At 28.8% G+C, this 20,188-nt stretch carries 18 protein-coding genes; 13 read left to right on the forward strand and 5 right to left on the reverse strand.

Annotation, left to right across the window (positions count from 1 at the left end; all coding sequences use genetic code 11):
• Positions 1-67: 67 nt before the first annotated feature.
• From LB076_RS09830 to LB076_RS09845, 4 genes are all read left to right on the forward strand, one after another.
• The gene (locus LB076_RS09830) at positions 68-1,063 is read left to right on the forward strand and encodes a hypothetical protein (protein WP_066336571.1); all 996 of its coding nucleotides are present in this window, start codon (positions 68-70) and stop codon (positions 1,061-1,063) included.
• A 157-nt stretch (positions 1,064-1,220) separates the two neighbouring features.
• Positions 1,221-1,991 (forward strand): HNH endonuclease, encoded by a 771-nt coding sequence (locus LB076_RS09835; protein ID WP_066336564.1) that lies wholly within the window; start codon positions 1,221-1,223, stop codon positions 1,989-1,991.
• Between the two features lie 200 nt (positions 1,992-2,191).
• Positions 2,192-3,118, forward strand: a complete 927-nt coding sequence (locus tag LB076_RS09840; RefSeq protein ID WP_078055253.1) for a glycosyltransferase family 2 protein — start codon at positions 2,192-2,194, stop codon at positions 3,116-3,118.
• Positions 3,119-3,884: 766 nt separating this feature from the next.
• Entirely contained in the window at positions 3,885-4,379 is a 495-nt protein-coding gene (locus LB076_RS09845) for a hypothetical protein (RefSeq protein WP_066336573.1), read from the forward strand.
• Positions 4,380-4,583: 204 nt separating this feature from the next.
• Here LB076_RS09845 and LB076_RS09850 read toward each other — a convergent pair whose 3' ends face one another.
• Positions 4,584-4,817 (reverse strand): hypothetical protein, encoded by a 234-nt coding sequence (locus tag LB076_RS09850; RefSeq protein ID WP_066336575.1) that lies wholly within the window; start codon positions 4,815-4,817, stop codon positions 4,584-4,586.
• Between the two features lie 1,461 nt (positions 4,818-6,278).
• Between LB076_RS09850 and LB076_RS09855 the strand changes: the two genes are divergently transcribed.
• The 6 genes from LB076_RS09855 to LB076_RS09875 all read left to right on the forward strand — a co-directional run bounded on the left by LB076_RS09855 (position 6,279) and on the right by LB076_RS09875 (position 12,409).
• On the forward strand, positions 6,279-7,247 hold the full coding sequence (locus tag LB076_RS09855) for an alpha/beta fold hydrolase (protein WP_066337197.1): 969 nt from the start codon (positions 6,279-6,281) through the stop codon (positions 7,245-7,247).
• Between the two features lie 826 nt (positions 7,248-8,073).
• Complete coding sequence (locus LB076_RS09860; protein ID WP_066335153.1) at positions 8,074-8,613, forward strand: GNAT family N-acetyltransferase; 540 nt, start codon at positions 8,074-8,076, stop codon at positions 8,611-8,613.
• A gap of 824 nt (positions 8,614-9,437) precedes the next feature.
• On the forward strand, positions 9,438-10,016 hold the full coding sequence (locus tag LB076_RS09865; RefSeq protein ID WP_070786777.1) for a hypothetical protein: 579 nt from the start codon (positions 9,438-9,440) through the stop codon (positions 10,014-10,016).
• Positions 10,013-10,171 carry a hypothetical protein gene (locus tag LB076_RS13875; protein ID WP_157776680.1) on the forward strand — a complete coding sequence of 53 codons (159 nt, stop codon included), beginning with the start codon at positions 10,013-10,015 and terminating at the stop codon, positions 10,169-10,171. Before LB076_RS09865 ends, LB076_RS13875 begins: the two co-directional genes overlap by 4 nt.
• A 242-nt stretch (positions 10,172-10,413) precedes the next feature.
• Positions 10,414-10,977 carry a hypothetical protein gene (locus LB076_RS09870; RefSeq protein WP_066331949.1) on the forward strand — a complete coding sequence of 188 codons (564 nt, stop codon included), beginning with the start codon at positions 10,414-10,416 and terminating at the stop codon, positions 10,975-10,977.
• Positions 10,978-11,122: 145 nt separating this feature from the next.
• Positions 11,123-12,409 carry an HNH endonuclease gene (locus tag LB076_RS09875; protein ID WP_066331947.1) on the forward strand — a complete coding sequence of 429 codons (1,287 nt, stop codon included), beginning with the start codon at positions 11,123-11,125 and terminating at the stop codon, positions 12,407-12,409.
• A 146-nt stretch (positions 12,410-12,555) separates the two neighbouring features.
• On the opposite strand, the gene LB076_RS09880 is transcribed toward LB076_RS09875, so the two are convergent.
• On the reverse strand, positions 12,556-12,801 hold the full coding sequence (locus tag LB076_RS09880; RefSeq protein ID WP_066331944.1) for a hypothetical protein: 246 nt from the start codon (positions 12,799-12,801) through the stop codon (positions 12,556-12,558).
• A gap of 2,715 nt (positions 12,802-15,516) precedes the next feature.
• On the opposite strand from LB076_RS09880, the gene LB076_RS09885 reads away from it, so the two are divergent.
• From LB076_RS09885 to LB076_RS09895, 3 genes are all read left to right on the forward strand, one after another.
• The gene (locus tag LB076_RS09885; RefSeq protein WP_066336521.1) at positions 15,517-16,089 is read left to right on the forward strand and encodes an isochorismatase family protein; all 573 of its coding nucleotides are present in this window, start codon (positions 15,517-15,519) and stop codon (positions 16,087-16,089) included.
• A gap of 174 nt (positions 16,090-16,263) precedes the next feature.
• The gene (locus LB076_RS09890) at positions 16,264-16,773 is read left to right on the forward strand and encodes a Crp/Fnr family transcriptional regulator (RefSeq protein WP_066336517.1); all 510 of its coding nucleotides are present in this window, start codon (positions 16,264-16,266) and stop codon (positions 16,771-16,773) included.
• A 54-nt stretch (positions 16,774-16,827) separates the two neighbouring features.
• Positions 16,828-17,388 carry a DinB family protein gene (locus LB076_RS09895; RefSeq protein ID WP_066336515.1) on the forward strand — a complete coding sequence of 187 codons (561 nt, stop codon included), beginning with the start codon at positions 16,828-16,830 and terminating at the stop codon, positions 17,386-17,388.
• Between the two features lie 132 nt (positions 17,389-17,520).
• Here the strand turns inward: LB076_RS09895 and LB076_RS09900 are convergent, their stop codons facing one another.
• The 3 genes from LB076_RS09900 to LB076_RS09910 form a co-directional block, all read right to left on the reverse strand.
• The gene (locus LB076_RS09900; RefSeq protein ID WP_066336513.1) at positions 17,521-17,733 is read right to left on the reverse strand and encodes a hypothetical protein; all 213 of its coding nucleotides are present in this window, start codon (positions 17,731-17,733) and stop codon (positions 17,521-17,523) included.
• Between the two features lie 809 nt (positions 17,734-18,542).
• The gene (locus LB076_RS09905) at positions 18,543-18,767 is read right to left on the reverse strand and encodes a hypothetical protein (protein ID WP_070786771.1); all 225 of its coding nucleotides are present in this window, start codon (positions 18,765-18,767) and stop codon (positions 18,543-18,545) included.
• Between the two features lie 543 nt (positions 18,768-19,310).
• Complete coding sequence (locus LB076_RS09910) at positions 19,311-20,156, reverse strand: IS3 family transposase (protein ID WP_099092434.1); 846 nt, start codon at positions 20,154-20,156, stop codon at positions 19,311-19,313.
• Between the last annotated feature and the right edge of the window lie 32 nt (positions 20,157-20,188).

Raw genomic sequence — 20,188 nt, forward strand, 5'->3', positions numbered from 1 at the left:
CTAATTTTTAACAAAAAAAAGGTCAACCTAGGCTAGGACAAGACAAAAAAAGACGAAAAAACGAAAAATGATAAAAAAATTAGTAATAATAGTTTTAATATTTTCTTTAACTTCTTGTGCAACAATTTTCACAAAGAAAACATATAAATTAGAAATAAAATCATTTGCAAATACAAAGGTAAAAGTATATGATAGTATTTATAATTTACCAGCAAAAATAGAAGTTAAACGGTCAAAAAATGTTTTGCCAATTGTATTAATTTCAGACACTATAAAGAAAAATTATTCTTTAAAACCATCAATAAGTCCAAAATATCTATATGGAAACTTATCTTTTGTACATTTTGCTCCAGTAAGTTATTTGGTAGATTTAACAACAGAAAAAAGATTTTATTATGGTAAATCTGTATTCTTAAACATTAGTGACACGATTACTCAAATTAAAACGCCAATTACAAAATCATATTTAGATTTCAAAAATGATTTTTCAAATTATTTTACTAAAAAGCACATTACTTATAAAGGACAAATAAATTTCACATTTTCAATTCCTTGGATAAATAATTTTGATTTTAAACCAAATGGAGAAGATCAAAAAACTAGCACTGGATTTTTAGGTATTTCAACAGGAATAGAATATTATCATAGTGAATATAAATTTATAAATTTAAATGCAAGTGCGGTAATGAATTCTATTGCACCAGTACCTGCACCAGTTTCATACGAGGGAGAAGTAGAATTTTTAAGTGCGTTAGCCATTAGTTTAACCGAAAATCATAAATTTAATAGATTTACTTTTGGATACGGACTTAATTTTTCTAAAAACAATTGGAAGTTCGATAATACAGAATATGATGAAAATGTTCCAAACTCAAAAAAGCCAATTTTTAAATCAAACTACGGAATTGGATTTATTACTAATGGGTATTTTAGAGCTGGTGAAAATTTTTATATTGGCATAAATTATAAACCAACATTATTAAATATAAAACCTGTAAGTAAATTTCAATATGAACACGTAATAAGTTTTGATTTAATGTGGAAAATTAGGTTAAAAAAATAACATCTGCCAACAGCCGTTTGGCAAGATTGCGAATTTTGTAGTAAATTCACGTTTACATTTCGTAAGAAATTTTATCTTAGCCGAAAATACTCGGTTACGAAGTTCGCAACCTCGCCAAGCGGCGGAACGTTAGCTGTAACCTTACAAAAAAAATCGTGTGAAGAAATGTATATGGTGTTCTAAAACAGAAGAAAAAGTAGAATTTAAAAAATTGGCTCACACAATTCCTCAAACACTTGGTGGTAAAAAAACTTGTCAAAATGTTTGCGATGAATGTAATTTATATTTTGGAAGCTATAATAATAAACTACCTCCAATTGAAACTGTAATCAAAGAAACTTTCAACATTTCTAGAGCAAGATTCTTGCAGACGGATAATCAGATTGGAAAAAACAAAGCATTGCCGAAGTTCTCATCAATTTATTTTAATGTTGATTTTGTTAAGAACAAATTAGCACTAAAAGCAGGTTATAAATACAATGCCCACTTTCAAGAGAAAATATCTAGACAATTGAAAAAAGGTTTATATAAAATATTTCTAGAAGAAACGGAAAGACAAAATCAAGATGGACATAACGAAAAATATGATTTTATCCGAGAATTTAGTCGTTATGATTTAGGTGATTATCCTGTCTTCTATTTTGAACGTAATCACGGAATAATTTTGATGACAAAAGATTGGGCAAAAACACCTGAATTATTTTTACACGATGATTTTAAATTAAAGTATTTAATTAACGAACCTTGTTTCTTTGAATTTGAACTTTTAGGTCACGTTTTTGGTATTGCAACATCTAGACATTGGCAAATTGCTTTTGATAATTATATAAAAAAAACGAAAGAAGCAAAAAAAGACCATTTTAAAAGCTTTAAAATAGTTAAGAATTTTAATGACATTGATTTAACATTATCAATTTTAAATGGATAAAAAGGCTACAGCTAACACACGCTACAAGCAATTTGGGTATTAGGCTTAATGGAAAAATGGTTTTGTATTTGGAAGATTTGGCAAATCCGAATAATGGGCTTAATTTAGTCCCAAACTGCTTGTAGCGCGGGAACGTTGGCAGTAATCTTGCCTCGAAAACCGCAAAAAATTAAAATTTATAAAATTTATAGATTGGATTTATGACAATGATAAGTAGGTTGGGATTTAAACCAACCAAAACAAATAATATAAAATCTGAATTACTGAAATCAACAAATGAAATCACAATCGTAATTCCAGTTAAAAATAATCAAAATGGAATTGAATTATTTTTAGAACAATTTTTCAAAACTCATAAATCAGAAAATTATCCGAAAGAAATAATAATAGTCGACAATAATTCAAAACCAAGTTTGAAAATTGAAACTAAAAAATATCCTCTAACTATAAAAATTTTAAGTTGCTCTAAAATTGGACCTGCAAGTGCAAGAAATTTTGGCGTTGAAAGTGTGAAATCTGAATGGATACTTTTTACTGATAGTGATTGTATTCCTACTGCAAATTTACTAACTGGATATTTGAAAAACCAAAATTATTCTATCGGCTATGCTGGAAATATTATTTCTGAAAGTAAAGATTTAATTTCAAAGTATTACGAAGAGCAAGAAATATTAATTCCACCAGAAGTTTATCAAAACGGAAAGAAACCACGACCAGATTATTTAGTAACTGCAAATTGTTTAGTTTGGAAAAAAGCGTTTGAAATTGTCGGAGGATTTAATGAAGAAATCAAAATTGCTGGCGGTGAAGATATTGATTTGGGTTTTAAATTTCTAAATATAGGCGAACTTTCGTACGCTTTTGATAGCGTTTCAAAACATAATTTTGGTGGTGGAATTTCCGATTTTAAAAATAGATTTATTAGATATGGGCTTGGCAACAAAATAATAAGTGAAATTTATAATTTAGATTTAGAACCAAAATTATTTAAACCAAATAAAAAAACTATTGTAAATTATTTATTAGCATATTTGCAATATAAATGGTTGAAAAAAGGTTACAGAATGAAACAAAATATTAAAAAAAAGACTACTGCCAACAGCGGTTTGGCGCAATTGGGGTTTTAGGCAAACTCATAGGTTGGTTTTGTACTTGGAAGTTCGGTCTTAAATCGATACATTTGGCTAACCAAATCCCCAACTGACGCCAAGCCACGAGACGTTATGGGCTAGTTTTGCCCATTTTGCGCAGATAAAGCCGTTTTTATAAGAAAAAAACTGTTTAAAATTTTAAGGTTTAGGGTTCTTAATTCCTAAAAAAACGCAATAAAATGGATTCTTAAAAGCCAAAAAAAATATTTTGTTGTTTAAAGAGTATTACTTAAAAACAGAAAATAATCCAAAACAAAATAATGACATAAAACAGCGTGATTTGCGGTTTACAGAGTGATTTTTTAAAATAAGAAAATCCCCAAGTTGAAGCGCAAACGGCATTTTATCATCGTGACGCAAAAAATTAAATGAGTGTAATTTGTGTTTTACAAAGTGATTATCCAAATAAGAAAAATCTCGGATTTAAATCTTAAAACGGGATTTTATCAGCGTTACGGGAAAAATTAAAAAAGAGTGATTTATTCTTTACAAAGTGAGAATCTAAATAAAAAAATCTCGAATTTAAAGCAGAAATTTGTTTGTGTTTTTAGGTTTGTGAAGAAAAAACCAGCCCATAACAATCGTCTTAACTAATTTGCAGATTCTGTGGAATTACCGTTTTTAATTGTATATTCGTTATGAAGAAAAACATCCGTATCCAAAGCCTGCAAACTAGTTAAGGCGGGAACGTTGGCAGACAGTTTGGTAGAACTGAATAAGAAAATTATTTAATTGAAAACTTATGAAGAATCAAATTCTAATTTTAATCACTTTAATTCTACTTTCTTGTTCAAAAAGACAAGAAAATATTGATTTATATATTTCCAATTCAAATTATGAATTGAATTTGAAAACTGGAGATTTTAAAATTAACTGGTATAATAATTATAAGGATAAAATAGAATTATCTAAAAATGAGAAAAACCAAATAAGAAAATTGATTTTTAAATATAATGTTGACACTTTTAAAGGCGAAAAAAATGTTTTTGGTGAAGAACTGTTAATAATGCCAAATTTTAACGACAAATTTACTCTAGTTATAAATAATAAAATAGAAAGCGAAATTTCTATCTCAAAACAAGTAAAATTAGAAAAATCAAAGCTGAATAAAATTGATACAGATATTTATAATTTTAAAACAGAAATTTTTAAATTGCTAAGTCAAAATAAAGATTTTGAAAGAAATATGGACACTGTGAAACTTGCAAATAAAAAAATAAAACGATTATTTCTATAAATTCACAATGTTCTGAAATTGAAAAATCCGTTTCAAAAGAAAAACCGATCTGCCAACAGCCATTTTGAGCTAGCTGGAGTTTAGTGGAATTACCGTTTCGCATCAAGTTTTCATTAAGCCGAAAATTGAGCGGTTATGAACTTCCAGCCATCTCAAAGTGGCATAACGTTATATTCCAGCTTGCTTGGAGTCGATATGCGTTACTTAATTCCATTTAAACGGATTTCTCAAATCAGCTTCTTTCCAAAATCCAATAAAACCGAAACAAAATATTCCTACTATTAAAGTAATAGGAATAAGAATGTAACTTAACGGGTTGTAAGGATTAATTCTGTGAGCTTCAAAATATCCTCTACCAAGTCTTTTTAAACCGTTTTTATGTCTATTTTCGTTTGAAACTGTTTGTATTATTTTAAATAATTTTAATGCTTTTCTCATAGTTTTAATTTTAATTGTGGCGAATTCGCCGTAATAAGAATAATTTCGTTTAAAAAGCCGAGAATATAACAGCCATTTTGAGCGATAGCCGTTTAGTTTTCAATGATTGATACTCAGTTAGTTTTAATATTTTGTTTTACAATTTTTGTTTTGTGATCGCCTACCCCTCAAACTGGCAGGACGTTGTAGGCAAGTTGCGCCCAAATCGCGCATAATTAACCTTTTAATTAAGAAAAAACTGTTTATAATTTTAAAGTTTAGGGTTCTTAATTCCTAAAAAAACGCAAAAAAATGGATTCTTAAAATCCAAAAAAAAAGATTTTGTTGCTTAAAGAATATTATTTCCAACCTGAAAATAATTCAAAACAAAATAATGACATAAAACAGCGTGATTTGCGGTTTACAGAGTGATTTTTCAAGCAATAAAATCCCCAAGTTGAAGCGCAAACGGCATTTTATCAGCTTTACGGAAAAAATTAAATGAGTGTAATTTGTTCCTTACAAAGTGATTATCCAAATAAGAAAAATCTCGGATTTAAATCTTAAAAAAAATCAATAAGGAAAATTAAAAAGCTGAAATAGAGTGATTTGTTTTTTAAAGAGTGAGAATCTAAATAAAAAAATCTCGAATTTAAAGTAGGAATTTGTTTGTGTTTTTAGGTTTATGAAGAAAACAACCAGCCTACAACAATCGTCTTAACTAATTTGCAGATTCTGTGGAATTACCGTTTTAAATTGTATATTCGTTATGAAGAAAAACACCCGTATCCAAAGCCTGCAAACTAGTTAAGGCGGGAACGTTGTAGGCAAGTTGCGCCCAAATCGCGCATAATTAACCTTTTAATTAAGAAAAAACTGTTTAGAATTTTAAGGTTTAGAATTCTAAATTCTTAAAAAAATGTAAAAAACGGATTCTTAAAAGCCAAAAAAAGCGTTTTGTTGTTTAAAGAATATTATTTCCAACCTGAAAATAATCCAAAACAAAATAATGACATAAAACAGCGTGATTTGTGGTTTAAAGAGTGATTTTTTAAAACAAGAAAATCCCAAAGTTTAAGCGCAAACGGCATTTTATCAGCTTTACGGAAAAAATTAAATGAGTGTAATTTGTTCCTTACAAAGTGATTATTCAAATAAGAAAAATCTCGGATTTAAATCTTAAAAAAAATCAACAACGAAAATTAAAAAACTGAAATAGAGTGATTTGTTCTTTAGAAAGTGAGAATCTAAATAAAAAAATCTCGAATTTAAAGTAGGAATTTGTTTGTGTTTTTAGGTTTATGAAGAAAACAACCAGCCTACAACAATCGTCTTAACTAATTTGCAGATTCGGTGGAATTACCGTTTTTAATTGTATATTCGTTATGAAGAAAAACATCCGTATCCAAAGCCTGCAAACTAGTTAAGGCGGGAACGTTGTGCGTCATTTTAGAACGACAGAAAACCGAAAGAAAATTTGAAATGAAAAAAACAAGCTTTTTACTGATTTTGCTTTTAACATCTTTTGTTTGTCAAAGTCAAAAATTTGAAAATATTAATGTTCTCAAAATCGACACTACCGAAATTGTTCAAATCGGTGGAATTAAACAATTTATTAGCATAAAAGGAAATAACAAAGAAAATCCAATTCTTTTATTTTTACACGGTGGACCTGGAACTTCTTTAGTAGAAAGTTCAGAAAAATTCACTGAAAAACTAAAAAATGAATTTGTAGTTGTAAATTGGGATCAAAGAGAAACTGGAGAAACAGGAAAAATAAATTCAGTAAATGAAAATTTAACTCCTGAACTTTTTAAAAATGACGCTTATGAATTGATTAAGTACGTTTTAGATAAATTCAAACATAAAAAATTATACTTGGTTTCGCATTCTTGGGGTTCAGTTCTTGGCTTTGACATTGCAGAAAAACATTCCGAATTATTATATGCTTACATTCCAATAAGTCCAATTGTAGACCAAAATAAAGCATCAAAATTAACTATGGAAATGTTGAACAATTGGGCAATAAAAACTAAAAATAGTAATGCAATAACCGAACTTAACTTGGTAAAAATTCCATTTGAAAATCAAAATGATTTGTTTTATTCTCAAAAATGGTTGTTTATTCATAATGGAGTAGAATTTGCAAGAAAAGAGGATTTCAAAACCAACTATTATAAATGGTTGGCAACTTGGTTTCCAATTTGGAAAAAATCGACAGAAAACAATCTTTTTGAAACTTTACGGAAAATTAATTGCCCAATATATTTTATCGAAGGAAACGGAGATAAACTTAAATCTCATTATATCGTAAAAGATTACTTTGAATTTATAAAAGCACCAAAAAAGAAGATGTTTTGGATGAAAAAATCTGGACACACAGTTTATAATTCAGAACCAGAAAAATTACAGAAAATAATAATCGAAAAGATTAAACCAGAAACATTGTGAAAAAAAACGAACGCACAACAGCTAGTAAGCAATAGTCGGGAATTAGGCTTAATGGAAAAATGGTTTTGTATTTGGCAAATTAGTGATAATCCGAAAATAATTGCTTTATTTAGCCCGACCATCGCCTACTAGCAAGACGTTATGGGCTAGTTTTGCCCATTTTGCGCAGATAAAGCCTTTTTTATTAGAAAAAACTGTTTATAATTTTAAGGTTTAGAGTTCTTAATTCTTAAAAAAACGCAAAAAAAATGGATTCTTAAAAGCCAAAAAAAACATTTTGTTGTTTAAAGAGTATTACTAAAAAACAGAAAATAATCCAAAACAAAATAATGACATAAAACAGCGTGATTTGTGGTTTTCAGAGTGATTTTTTAAAACAACAAAATCCCCAAGTTGAAGCGCAAACGGCATTTTACCAGCTTGACGAAGAAATTAAATGAGTGTTATTTGTGTTTTACAAAGTGATTATTCAAATAAGAAAAATCTCGGATTTAAATCTTAAAACAGGATTTTACCAGCTTTACGAGAAAAATTAAAAAAGAGTGATTTGTTCTTTAGAAAGTGAGAATCTAAATAAAAAAACCTCGAATTTAAAGCAGAAATTTGTTTGTGTTTTTAGGTTTGTGAAGAAAAAACCAGCCCATAACAATCGTCTTAACTAATTCGCAGATTCTGTGGAATTACCGTATTTAATTGTATATTCGTTTCGAAGAAAAACATCCGTATCCAAAGCCTGCAAACTAGTTAAGGCGGGAACGTTGTGCGACAGTCAAAACCAAAATTACGCAAGAAATAGAATAATAAAAACTGAATATTTAAATCAAAAATGAACAACGTAAATTTTAAAACTGAAAGACTGAATTTAAGACCAATTTCAGAAAATGATATTGAAAATATTCATAAATTACATAGTTTAGCCGAAACCGATAAGTTTAATACTTTAGGAATTCCAAAGGATATAACTGAAACAAAAATTATTGTCGAGAAATGGATTTCTGATAATAATTTAGAGAATAATAAAAGTTACACCTTTGCAATTGAACTAAATGAAGAAAAAGAATTTATTGGATTAATTGGAATTAATTTAGGAAAAGAGAAATATAAAAATGCGGAGGTTTGGTTTAAATTTGATTACGCTTTTTGGAATAAAGGTTTCGCTACAGAAAGCTTGAAAAAGATTATAGCTTTTGGTTTTGAAACCTTAAATCTTCATAGAATTGAAGCAGGTTGTGCAATTGAAAATATTGGATCAATAAATGTTTTAGAGAAAGTTGGAATGTTGCGAGAAGCGCACACAAGAAAATTATTACCACTAAAATCAGGTTGGTCTGATAATTACGGTTACGCAATTTTATCAACAGATTAAGAAAAAAAATAACAAAAAGTAGAAATAGAAATCAACATTTCGTTCCAAATGACCGATCGCACAACACACGCTACAAGCAATTTGGGCATTAGGCTTAATGGAAAAATTAGTTTGTACTTGGAAGATTTGGCAAATCCGAAGAATGGGCTTAATTTAGTCCCAAACTGCTTGTAGCGCGGGGACGTTATGTGGCATAGCTCCGAAAATTCGTTTTTAAAATAGAAAATTAACGTTTTTAAGCATCTATTTTTTAAAAGTAATGTAAGTCAAACTCCCCTCCTTTTCTCTTAGAAACGGCTTTTTATTGCCGAAAAATCGGGCGAATTAGTATAATTTTTTACCAAATAATATTTAAGGAAAATAAAGTATAAAAGGAATAAATGTTGCGATTTAAAACCGAAAAAATCAATCAAAATAAGTTGCATAAAAGAGAGTGACCAGAAATTTAAGCCCAAAAGAGAAAAAGGTTAGACGGAATTGAAACGGATCTTTTTTGCAACGTCAAAAGTGTGTAATGATATTTTCAGAGTGTTTATTTTACAAAAGAAAATCTTTAATTTTATAAGAAAAACTACTCAATAATGTGTTTTTTAAATGGAAAATGTTTCTGTTTTTAAAGAGAATTTCCGCCAATAAAAGCTAGATAGAAGTACTTTGTGGCTATTGCTACGCCACATAACACACGTCTCAAGCAATTTGCAGATTCTGTGGAATTACCGTTTTTAATTGTATATTCGTTACGAAGAAAATAATCGCATCCAAAAGCTGCAAACTGCATGAGGCGCGAAGACGTTACCTGCAATTTTACCGAAAAACCGACTAAAATGAATATTTTAATTTTTTCAATCTTTCTAAATATTATAATTTTAGCTGTTATGTATTTATCATCAAAAGAGAAAACTAATAGCTTTAAAATAATAACATATTTTGGAATTTTTATCGGAATTACTTCTTTAAGTTTTAATTTTTTATTTAAATCTTGTTTCGGTGCATCAACACCAATTGACATCAAAACAGAAAATTTAACCAAACAGAACTTAAAAATATATGGAATTGCATTTTTCGAAGATTACGGAAATGGAACCGGAAATTATGTGGAATATAATGCTGAATTAAAACCTAACGAAATTTCAGAATTTTGTATTGATAGCGATGGAGGAAAATTTTGGGTTGTTGCTAAAAATACAGAAAATGAAATAGTTTACCTTGAAGAAACAGAAAATAAGAAAACAAATTTTAAAATAATTGCAAACCAAAACACCAAATGCAATGAAAGTGAAATCGCAAAAGAATTGACTTTTAAAAAAGACAAAAGTGTGGAATTTGAAAAGTATTTAGTTTGGACAAACGTAATTTTAATAATTTTGCTAGTGTTGAATTGTTGCAAAAAGCCTGAAAAATGAAAAAAGTAAAGACAATTTTAATCGCAATCTTAATTATAGGCTTTGTATGTTTTGCAATTTTAAAAGTTAACCAATTTATTGAAATAGATAAATGCTTAGATAATGGAAATAAGTGGAATTATTCTGCTAACAAATGTGAATGTGAAAATAAATAAAAAGTACAAACTAAAAAAAAACGATTTTAAAATAGAATATTAACAAAGAAAAAACTGCAGGTAACACACGCTACAAGCAATTTGGGGATTTGGCATAATGGAAAAATCGGTTTGTATTTGGAAGATTTGGCAAATCCGAAAGATAACGCTTCCTTAATCCCAAACTGCTTGTAGCGCGAGAACGTTACCTGATATTTTGAGAACCGAAAACGACCAAAGACAAAAAATACAATCATCTAAATATGTTAAAGAAACTCTCAATAATCAGTTTTTTGATTCTATTCCTTCCTTTTTTTCAAACTTGTTCTGACAAAAACATTTCTGAAAATAAAATTCTAAAAAATAGTCCATTATGGGAAGAAGTAAAAAAGGATTCTAAAACTGAACTTAATGGAAAAGAATATAATTTAACTTTCGAAGAATTAACTTTAAAAAAGCAAAAAGCAATTACAGATTTTGTTAAACTCAAAAAAGAATTAACGTTAAATGGCTACCAAATTGGAAGATTATTCATTGAGGATATTGAAACACCTCAATGGCCACTAATGCCATTTTCGATGTCGATTTTAGTGAATATATTTTTAGTTATTTATTCGTTTAAAGAACAACCAAAAATGACTTTTATTTTAGGTATACTAAACATATTCTTATTATTAATCCCTCTAATAATGTTATATTTCGGGAAAATATTTGAAGAAATTGAACAACTAAAAAGTGGCTATTATTTACTAACATTTAATCTGATAATAATTATTTTTGAATCATATTCCCAAATGAAACCAAAAAAAACATCAGGTAACAGCTAGTAAGCAATAGTCGGGAATCAGGCTTAATGGGAAAATGGTTTTGTATTTGGAAAATTAGTGATAATCCGAAAATTTGTCTTTACTTAGCCCGACCATCGCCTACTAGCGGAACGTTGTGCGATATTATAGAAAACCGCAGTGAAAAATGATAAAAAGAGAAGGATTAAGTAAAAAAATTAGATTTGAAATTTTCAAAAGAGATAAATTTATTTGTCAATATTGCGGTGCGAAATCTCCAGAAGTAATTTTAAATGTTGACCATATTAATCCAGTAGCTAAAGGTGGAAAAAACGAAACTTTAAACTTAATTACAAGTTGCTTTGACTGTAATAGTGGTAAAAGTGATAGAATTTTGAATGATAGCTCTATATTAGAAAAACAAAGAAAACAGTTAGAAAATTTACAAGAAAGAAGAGAGCAAATTGAATTAATGTTAGAATGGAAAAAATCACTTTCCAATTTTGACAACGATATAAGCGAAATGATTACTGAATATGTAGAAAGTAAAATGAAACCGTATATATTAAACGAAAATGGAAAAAAATCTATTTCTGAATTGAGTAAAAAATTTGAAGTAGGGAAAATTTTAGACGCAATAGACATTTCAGCAAATAAATATATCAAATATGGAAATGAAGAACTTGAAAAAGAAAGTATTGAAGATTTCGTAAATAAAATTTCAGGTATAGTTTATGTTCAAGGTTTATCTCCAATAAAACAAAAACTCGCTTATATTAAAGGAATAGCTCGCAATAGGTTTTATTGGGATGACAAAATAGGTTCTATAATTTTATCAAATTATTTAAAACAACTTGAAAAGCATTACAACGAAGAACAGATTCTTGCAGATTTAGAAAATGAAGTTATTAAATTAACTAAAGAAGCTAAAAATTGGTCAGAATGGCGAAATACGTTAGAAAATTGGACTTCACATATTGAAAATCAATGGGGAATAGAATCAGAACCAGAACAAAAAAACATTTCTAATTCTGAAAAAGAATATACAACTGAATATTTAGAAAGTATAGCTTATAACAATTCCTGTGATCAAGAAGATTCCATTAAAGCAGTAGAACATATTGCAAAAATATTTCCAAAATTTACAAAATCAAAATTTAGAAAACTTTTAAAAAAACACTTATTAGATTTTATAAAAACAAAAAATGATTTTGAAAATGGCGCAACAGAAAGAACTGATGCAAGAGAATTTATTGATAAATATATCCAAGAATCAGAAATCATAAATTTGTTTGATATTGATTATCAAAATGACAATATCAATTTAGGAATTTTAATTGTTTTAGAACCTAAAATACTTGAAATTATAACTGAAATATTTATGTTTTTCTACTTTCCAGTTTGGGGAATGAAAAAAGAATACTTGAAAATAATTATTGAAATTCATATTAAAGAATTAACCGTAAAAAAATAACATCGCACAACAGCTGTTTTGAGCTAGCTGGAGTTTAGTGGAATTATCGTTTCGCATCAACTTTCTGCAAAGCCGAAAGTTGAAAGGTTACGAACTTCCAGCCATCTCAAAGCAGCGAGACGTTATGACCAATGCGGTTGGAGTCGCTAAACAGACTCTATTTCCTTTCTCACATCTTCCCAAAATTTAGTTCTTCTTTCGTTGTACGGAATCCTTGGTAAACCTGATAGTTCATAAATTATTTCGTTAATAGAAATTAACGCCATTTCTTTTGCGTTTTTGTCAATTTGTTCAGGATATTCTGTATTTGTCAACATAGAACTTCCTACATATCCATTTGCATAACGAGTGTATTTTAACACTAATTCTTTTGCTTTTTCTTTTGGTGTCATAAGTTTTGTTTTTGTGAGTAAAAGCACTGCTCATAACAGCCATTTTGAGTGATAGCCGTTTAGTTTTCAATGGTTGATACTCGGTTAATTTTAATGTTTTGTTTTATAATTTTTGTTTTGTGATCGTCTACCACTCAAACTGGCAGGGCGTTATGGGCTAGTTTTGCCCATTTTGCGCAGATAATGCCGTTTTTATAAGAAAAAACTGTTTATAATTTTAAGGTTTGGAGTTCTAAATTCCTAAAAAAAAGCGCAAAAAAACTGGATTCTTAAAAGCCAAAAAAAATATTTTGTTGTTTAAAGAGTGTTATTTAAAAATAGAAAATAATCCAAAACAAAATAATGACATAAAACAGCGTGATTTGTGGTTTAAAGAGTAAATCTGAAAATAAGAAAACTCCCAAGTTGAAGCGCAAACGGCATTTTATCAGCTTTACGAAAAAATTAAATGAGTGTAATTTGTGTTTTACAAAGTGATTATTCAAATAAGAAAAATCTCGGATTTAAATCTTAAAACGGAATTTTATCAGCGTTACGGGAAAAATTAAAAAAGAGTGATTTATTCTTTACAAAGTGAGAATCTAAATAAAAAAATCTCGAATTTAAAGCAGAAATTTGTTTGTGTTTTTAGGTTTGTGAAGAAAAAACCAGCCCATAACAATCGTCTTAACTAATTTGCAGATTCTCTGGAATTACCGTTTTTAATTGTATATTCGTTACAGCGAAGGTAATCGTATCCAAAGCCTGCAAACTAGTTAAGCCGCGAAACGTTATGGGCTAGTTTTGCCCATTTTGCGCAGATAAAGCCGTTTTTTTTTTAAGAAAAAACTGTTTATAATTTTAAGGTTTAGAGTTCTAAATTCTTAAAAAAGCGCAATAAAAATGGATTCTTAAAAGCCAAAAAAAAAGATTTTGTTGTTTAAAGAATATTTTTCCAACCTGAAAATAATCCAAAACAAAATAATGACTTAAAACAGCGTGATTTGTAGTTTACAGAGTGATTTTTTTAAACAAGAAAATCCCCAAGTTGAAGCGCAAACGGCATTTTACCAGCTTGACGAAGAAATTAAATGAGTGTTATTTGTTCCTTACAAAGTGATTATCCAAATAAGAAAAATCTCGGATTTAAATCTTAAAACAGGATTTTACCAGCGTTACGGGAAAAATTAAAAAAGAGTGATTTGTTCTTTAGAAAGTGATTATCCAAATAAGAAAAATCTCGAATTTAAAGCCAAAAAATGTTTGCTTTTTTTAGGTTTGTGAAGAAAAAACCAGCCCATAACAATCGTCTTAACTAATTTGCAGATTCTGTGGAATTACCGTTTTTAATTGTATATTCGTTTCGAAGAAAAACATCCGTATCCAAAGCCTGCAAACTAGTTAAGGCGGGAACGTTACAGGGCATAGCTCCGAAAAAATCGATTTTTAAATAGAAAATTAACGTTTTTAAGCATATATTTTTTAAAAGTAATGTAAGTCAAAACTCCCCTCCTTTTCTTTTAGAAACTGCTTTTTATTGCCGAAAAATGGGGCGAATTAGTATAATTTTTCACCAAATAATATTTAAGGAAAACAAAGTATAAAAGGAATAAATGTTGCGATTTAAAACAGAAAAAATCAATCAAAATAAGTTGCATAAAAGAGAGTGACCAGAAATTTAAGCCCAAAAGGGAAAAAGGTTAGACGGAATTGAAACGGATTTTTTTTGCGACGTCAAAAGTGTATAATGGTATTTTCAGAAAGTTTATTTTACAAAAGAAAAACTTTAATTTTATAAAAAAAACCACTCAATAATGTGTTTTTTAAATGGAAAATGTTTCTATTTTTAAAGAGAATTCCCGCCAAAAAAAGCAAGATGGAAGCGTTTTGTGGCTATTGCTACGCCCTGTAACACACGTCTCAAGCAATTTGCAGATTCTGTGGAATTACCGTTTTTAATTGTATATTCGTTACGAAGAAAATAATCGCATCCAAAAGCTGCAAACTGCATGAGGCGCGAAGTTGTAGGCAAGTTGCGCCCAAATCGCGCATAATTAACCTTTTAATTAAGAAAAAACTGTTTATAATTTTAAGGTTTAGAGTTCTAAATTCTTAAAAAAAAGCAAAAAAAACTGGATTCTTAAAATCTAAAAAAACAGGTTTTGTTTTTTAAAGAGTATTACTAAAAAACAGAAAATAATCCAAAACAAAATAATGACATAAAACAGCGTGATTTGTGGTTTGCAGAGTGATTTTTTTAAACAATAAAATCCCCAAGTTGAAGCGCAAACGGCATTTTATCAACTTGACGGAAAAATTAAACGAGTGTAATTTGTTCCTTACAAAGTGATTTTGCAAATAAGAAAAATCTCGGATTTAAATCTTAAAAAAAATCAATAAGGAAAATTAAAAAGCTGAAATAGAGTGATTTGTTTTTTAAAGAGCGAGAATCTAAATAAAAAAATCTCGGATTTAAAGTAGGAATTTGTTTGTGTTTTTAGGTTTATGAAGAAAACAACCAGCCTACAACAATCGTCTTAACTAATTTGCAGATTCTGTGGAATTACCGTTTTTAATTGTATATTCGTTATGAAGAAAAACATCCGTATCCAAAGCCTGCAAACTAGTTAAGGCGGGAACGTTAGCAGCAAGTGTCCAAAATTGCGCCAAAATTACTGCGACTATTAGAAATTATTACACTTACAAAAAAATGCAATTACAAACATTTTGAATTTTATGAAAAATAGAAAAGCACTATTGATAATCGATATGCAAAAAGGTTCATTCACGCCTAAGACGCCTAGATTTGACACGAATGGAATTGTAAATCGAATTAATTTACTTGCTGAAATTTTTAGAGAGTCTAACTTACCCGTTATTTTCATTCAACATGACGGTACAGAAATGGGTGAATTCAAACCAAACACAATTGAATGGGAATTATTAGATGAATTAAAAGTAAGTCCAAATGATATTACTATCAACAAGTATGCTAATGACGTGTTTTACAATTCTATACTTCAATCAAAACTAACCGAACTAAATATAAATGAATTATTTATCACAGGTTGCGCAACTGACTTTTGTGTTGAATCAACAATACAGTCAGCCTTAACTAAAGATTATAATATAATAGTGGTTGAAGATGCTCATACAACTGGAGAAAGACCACACTTAAAAGCTGAAAAAGTAATTGAACATTATAATTGGGTTTGGCAAAATATGATCCCGACAAAGGGTAAAATAGAAGTTAAAAATTTTGAGGATATAAAAAAAAGCGCTGATTTTTTAATAAGAACCGAACAATAAAAAATTACACCAGCTGCTAACAGGCGTTTGGCAAGATTGCGAATTTTGTAGTAAATTCACGTTTATTTCTCGCAAGAAATTTTATCTTTGATAGAAATTAATCGGTTCCGAAGTTCGCAACCTCGCCAAGCGCCGGGACGTTAACGGCAAGCAGAAAAAAACGAAACTGCAAAAATGACAGAAATCATAGATTTATTCGAAAAAATTTTAATATTAGAAAGAAATGAATATCTAAAAGTTAAAGGAAGTATTGATACAAATATTTATTTTATCGAAAGTGGAAGTTTGCGAATCTTTATTTTGGACGATTACGAAGAACAAATTATTCGATTCGGTTATGATAATGATTTAATTGTTTCTTTAGACTCATTTTTAACTGAAAAACCTTCTGATTTTTATATTCAAGCCATAAAGAAAACTATAATAAAGGTAATTCCGAAGAAAAAAGTTACAGAATTAATAAATCTGAATGAAACTAATAAACAAAATTGGATTAAAATTTTGGAAGATTTGATTTTACAACAAATTGAAAGAGAAAAAGATATATTGACAAGTTCGCCAAAAGCAAGATTTGAAAGAGTTCTGAAAAGAAGTCCGAAGTTGTTTCAAGAAATACCAAATAAACATATTGCCAATTATTTGAGAATGAGTCCAGAAACTTTGTCAAGATTAAAAAAATCTTGATTTGTATCAAGTTTTTTGAAATTTAAAAAACTGAACTTTGAAAAAATAATAAATATGAAAACGCTATCAGAAACTTTAATATTAGATTTAATTGAAACAACTAGACAAAATCTAAACTTTGTAGAATTACTAAAACAAAAAAAAGATGCTGAATTAAACTGGAAAGAGAATTCAGAAAATTGGAGCATTTTAGAATGTTTGCAACATCTAAATTTATATGGACATTTTTATATTCCAGAAATTGAAAAAACAATAAAAAACTCCAACCATAAAAGTGAAACAAAATTCAGAAGTGGATTATTAGGAAACTATTTTGCAGAAAGTATGCTTCCAAAACAGAAATTAAATAAAATGAAAACTTTTAAGGACAAAAATCCTTTGAATAGTCTTCTGGACAGAAAAGTTATTGATGAATTTATAAATCAACAAATTAAACTTATCGATTTATTGAATAAATCAAAAACGGTAAGTTTGAACAATAATAAAGTTAAAATTTCTTTGACAAAATGGATAAAACTGAAACTTGGAGATATATTTAGAGTTGTAATTAATCATAATTTTAGACATATTAAACAAATAGAAAATAATATAAAAACCGAAACTGCCAGCCGTTAACAGGCGTTTGGCAAGATTGCGAATTTTGTAGTAAATTCACGTTTATTTCTCGCAAGAAATTTTATCTTTGATAGAAAATAATCGGTTCCGAACTTCGCAACCTCGCCAAGCGCCGGAACGTTATAAGCCATTTTAATCGACCTTTTCCGCATAATCATTTCCGTGTAAGTTATCAAACATTACATTATTACACTCAGGACAACAACTTTGGTCATAACCAAAATCATATTCATTTTTACATTCTTCTCTTGTTCCTATCCATCCACATTCATCACACAAAAAACGGCTTATAACAGCGGTTTTGTCGAATTGTGGCACTTGGGTATTTTTTGAAAGTTTAGTCATAATTTTAAATTTTAGTTATTATTTGTTAAGTTTGGTCTTAAATCGCCACAACGACGACAAAGCCACAGGACGTTATGGGCTAGTTTTGCCCATTTTGCGCAGATAAAGCCGTTTTTATAAGAAAAAACTGTTTATAATTTTAAGGTTTAGGGTTCTTAATTCCTAAAAAAGCGTAAAAAAACTGGATTCTTAAAAGCCAAAAAAAACATTTTGTTGTTTAAAGAATATATTTCTAACCTGAAAATAATCCAAAACAAAATAATGACATAAAACAGCGTGATTTGTAGTTTACAGAGTGATTTTTTAAAATAAGAAAACCCCCAAGTTGAAGCGCAAACGGCATTTTACCAGCTTGACGGAAAAAATTAAATGAGTGTAATTTGTATTTTACAAAGTGATTTTGCAAATAAGAAAAATCTCGGTTTTAAATCTTAAAACAGGATTTTATCAGCGTTACGAGAAAAATTAAAAAAGTGTGATTTGTTCTTTACAAAATGAGAATCTAAATAAAAAAATCTCGAATTTAAAACCAAAAAATGTTTGCGTTTTTAGGTTTGGGGAGAAAAAACCAGCCCATAACAATCGTCTTAACTAATTTGCAGATTCTGTGGAATTATCGTTTTTAATTGTATATTCGTTACAGCGAAGGTAATCGTATCCAAAGCCTGCAAACTAGTTAAGGCGGGAACGTTAGCGGTCAGTTGAGCGCACCTGATGAAAATAAGCTGAAATTACGACTAAAAAGAAATGTGTACAGAAGTAAAAAAGATTAATACCGAAAAAAGAAATGCTTTATTATCATTGCTTTTTTATGCAATTTCTGCAATAGCAATAGCTATTTTTAATTCGTCTGCGGAGTATAAATCTGGACCTTGCACGCCGAATTTAGATTTGTTATCTGTCTTCTTAATTGCAATTATAAATGTTATTCTATTAATTATAAATGGAATATTATCTTTTGGTTTGAATAAGGAAACAAAGTATTCATTCTTTATACATTTATTTGTGTTTGTAATTTGGATATCTATTTTCATATTTAATAGTCAATGAAAAATGATTTAACTCAAAAATTAAATTAAGATAATTCGAAAAGAATTTAAAAAACTAAAATGTTTAAAAATAGAAATTTTAACAGCAGAATATTATTTAATTTTTAATAAGCAGAAGTTTCACAAAATTTACTGATTACAATAATCGAAAACAAAAACTTGAAAAGTAATTTTTATTCGTAAAATTTTATAGTAAGAAAAGGAAAATAAGAAAGAATTAAAAAGCAAAATCATTTTAAATTCTAATAGAAAATTGTATTAAATAGAACAACCGAACCGCTAACAGCGGTTTGCATAAATGGCGAAATATGTGGTAAATTCACGATTATCTTTCGCAAGAAATTTTATCTTAGCCGAAAAATCTCGGTTACGAAGTTCGCCACTTCTGCAAGCCGCGAAACGTTATGGGCTATTTTTGCCCATTTTGCGCAGATAAAGCCGTTTTTATAAGAAAAAACTGTTTATAATTTTAAGGTTTTGTTTTGACCCCTATAAAACAAGAGTATTATTGTAAATTTCGATTATTATTTATGCGGTTAATTTTTTCATCAAAATTAGATGCTTATCCTGGTTCCATTTCTCTATTGGGGTAATGCGTCCTAAAAGTCCATGTAGCCTAGTATTATTATAGAAAATCACATATCTTTTTAGTATTAGTTCAATTTCTCCAAAAGTTCTATAATCAACTCTTTGGAACACTTCTTTTTTTAGTATTCCATGATAGGCTTCAATATGTGCATTTTCTTCTGGTGTTGCTACATGGGTAAATTCTTGCTGAACTCCAATGAGTCCAAGGTATTCCCGAACTCTTTTGGCAATAAATTGACTTCCATTATCACTTCTTATCACAACATTTTCAGGGTATTGGTATTCTAAAAATAAATCAGAAAGCAAAGCGATTACTTTGTTTTGTTTTATAGAAAAAGAGAAAAAATCCTTTAATATTCTGCGAGTATGAACGTCTATTATAGATAGTAAATAAGCGTTTTTACCTACCTTTGGGATCCAAACCATCTTAATATCCATTTCTAAACATTCAAAAGGTTTAGTGGTTTTAACTTTTCTATATTTTACAAATTTACGACCAGAACCACTCCTGTTTATTCGGTTTTCTAGTTTCAACAAACCCTCTTCTCTCATAATTCGATACAACTTTTTAGGATTAATTAAGTACCCCTCTCGTTGTAAATAGGAAGTCATTAAACGGTAACCGCAGTCAATAAACTCATTACTTAAAACATCTTTAACAGATTCAACAACAGTATCTTGACTTACATATCCTTGATGTTTATTAAAGGTAAATTCACTAGGTTTAATACCTTTCTTACCTGAGCTTGGTCTTCTATAATAACTACTTTGAACCATGCCTACCATAGCAATAATTTTAGTTTTACTAATCTTATGTT

This window comes from Flavobacterium crassostreae (assembly GCF_001831475.1).
Classification (GTDB): Bacteria; Bacteroidota; Bacteroidia; order Flavobacteriales; family Flavobacteriaceae; genus Flavobacterium; species Flavobacterium crassostreae.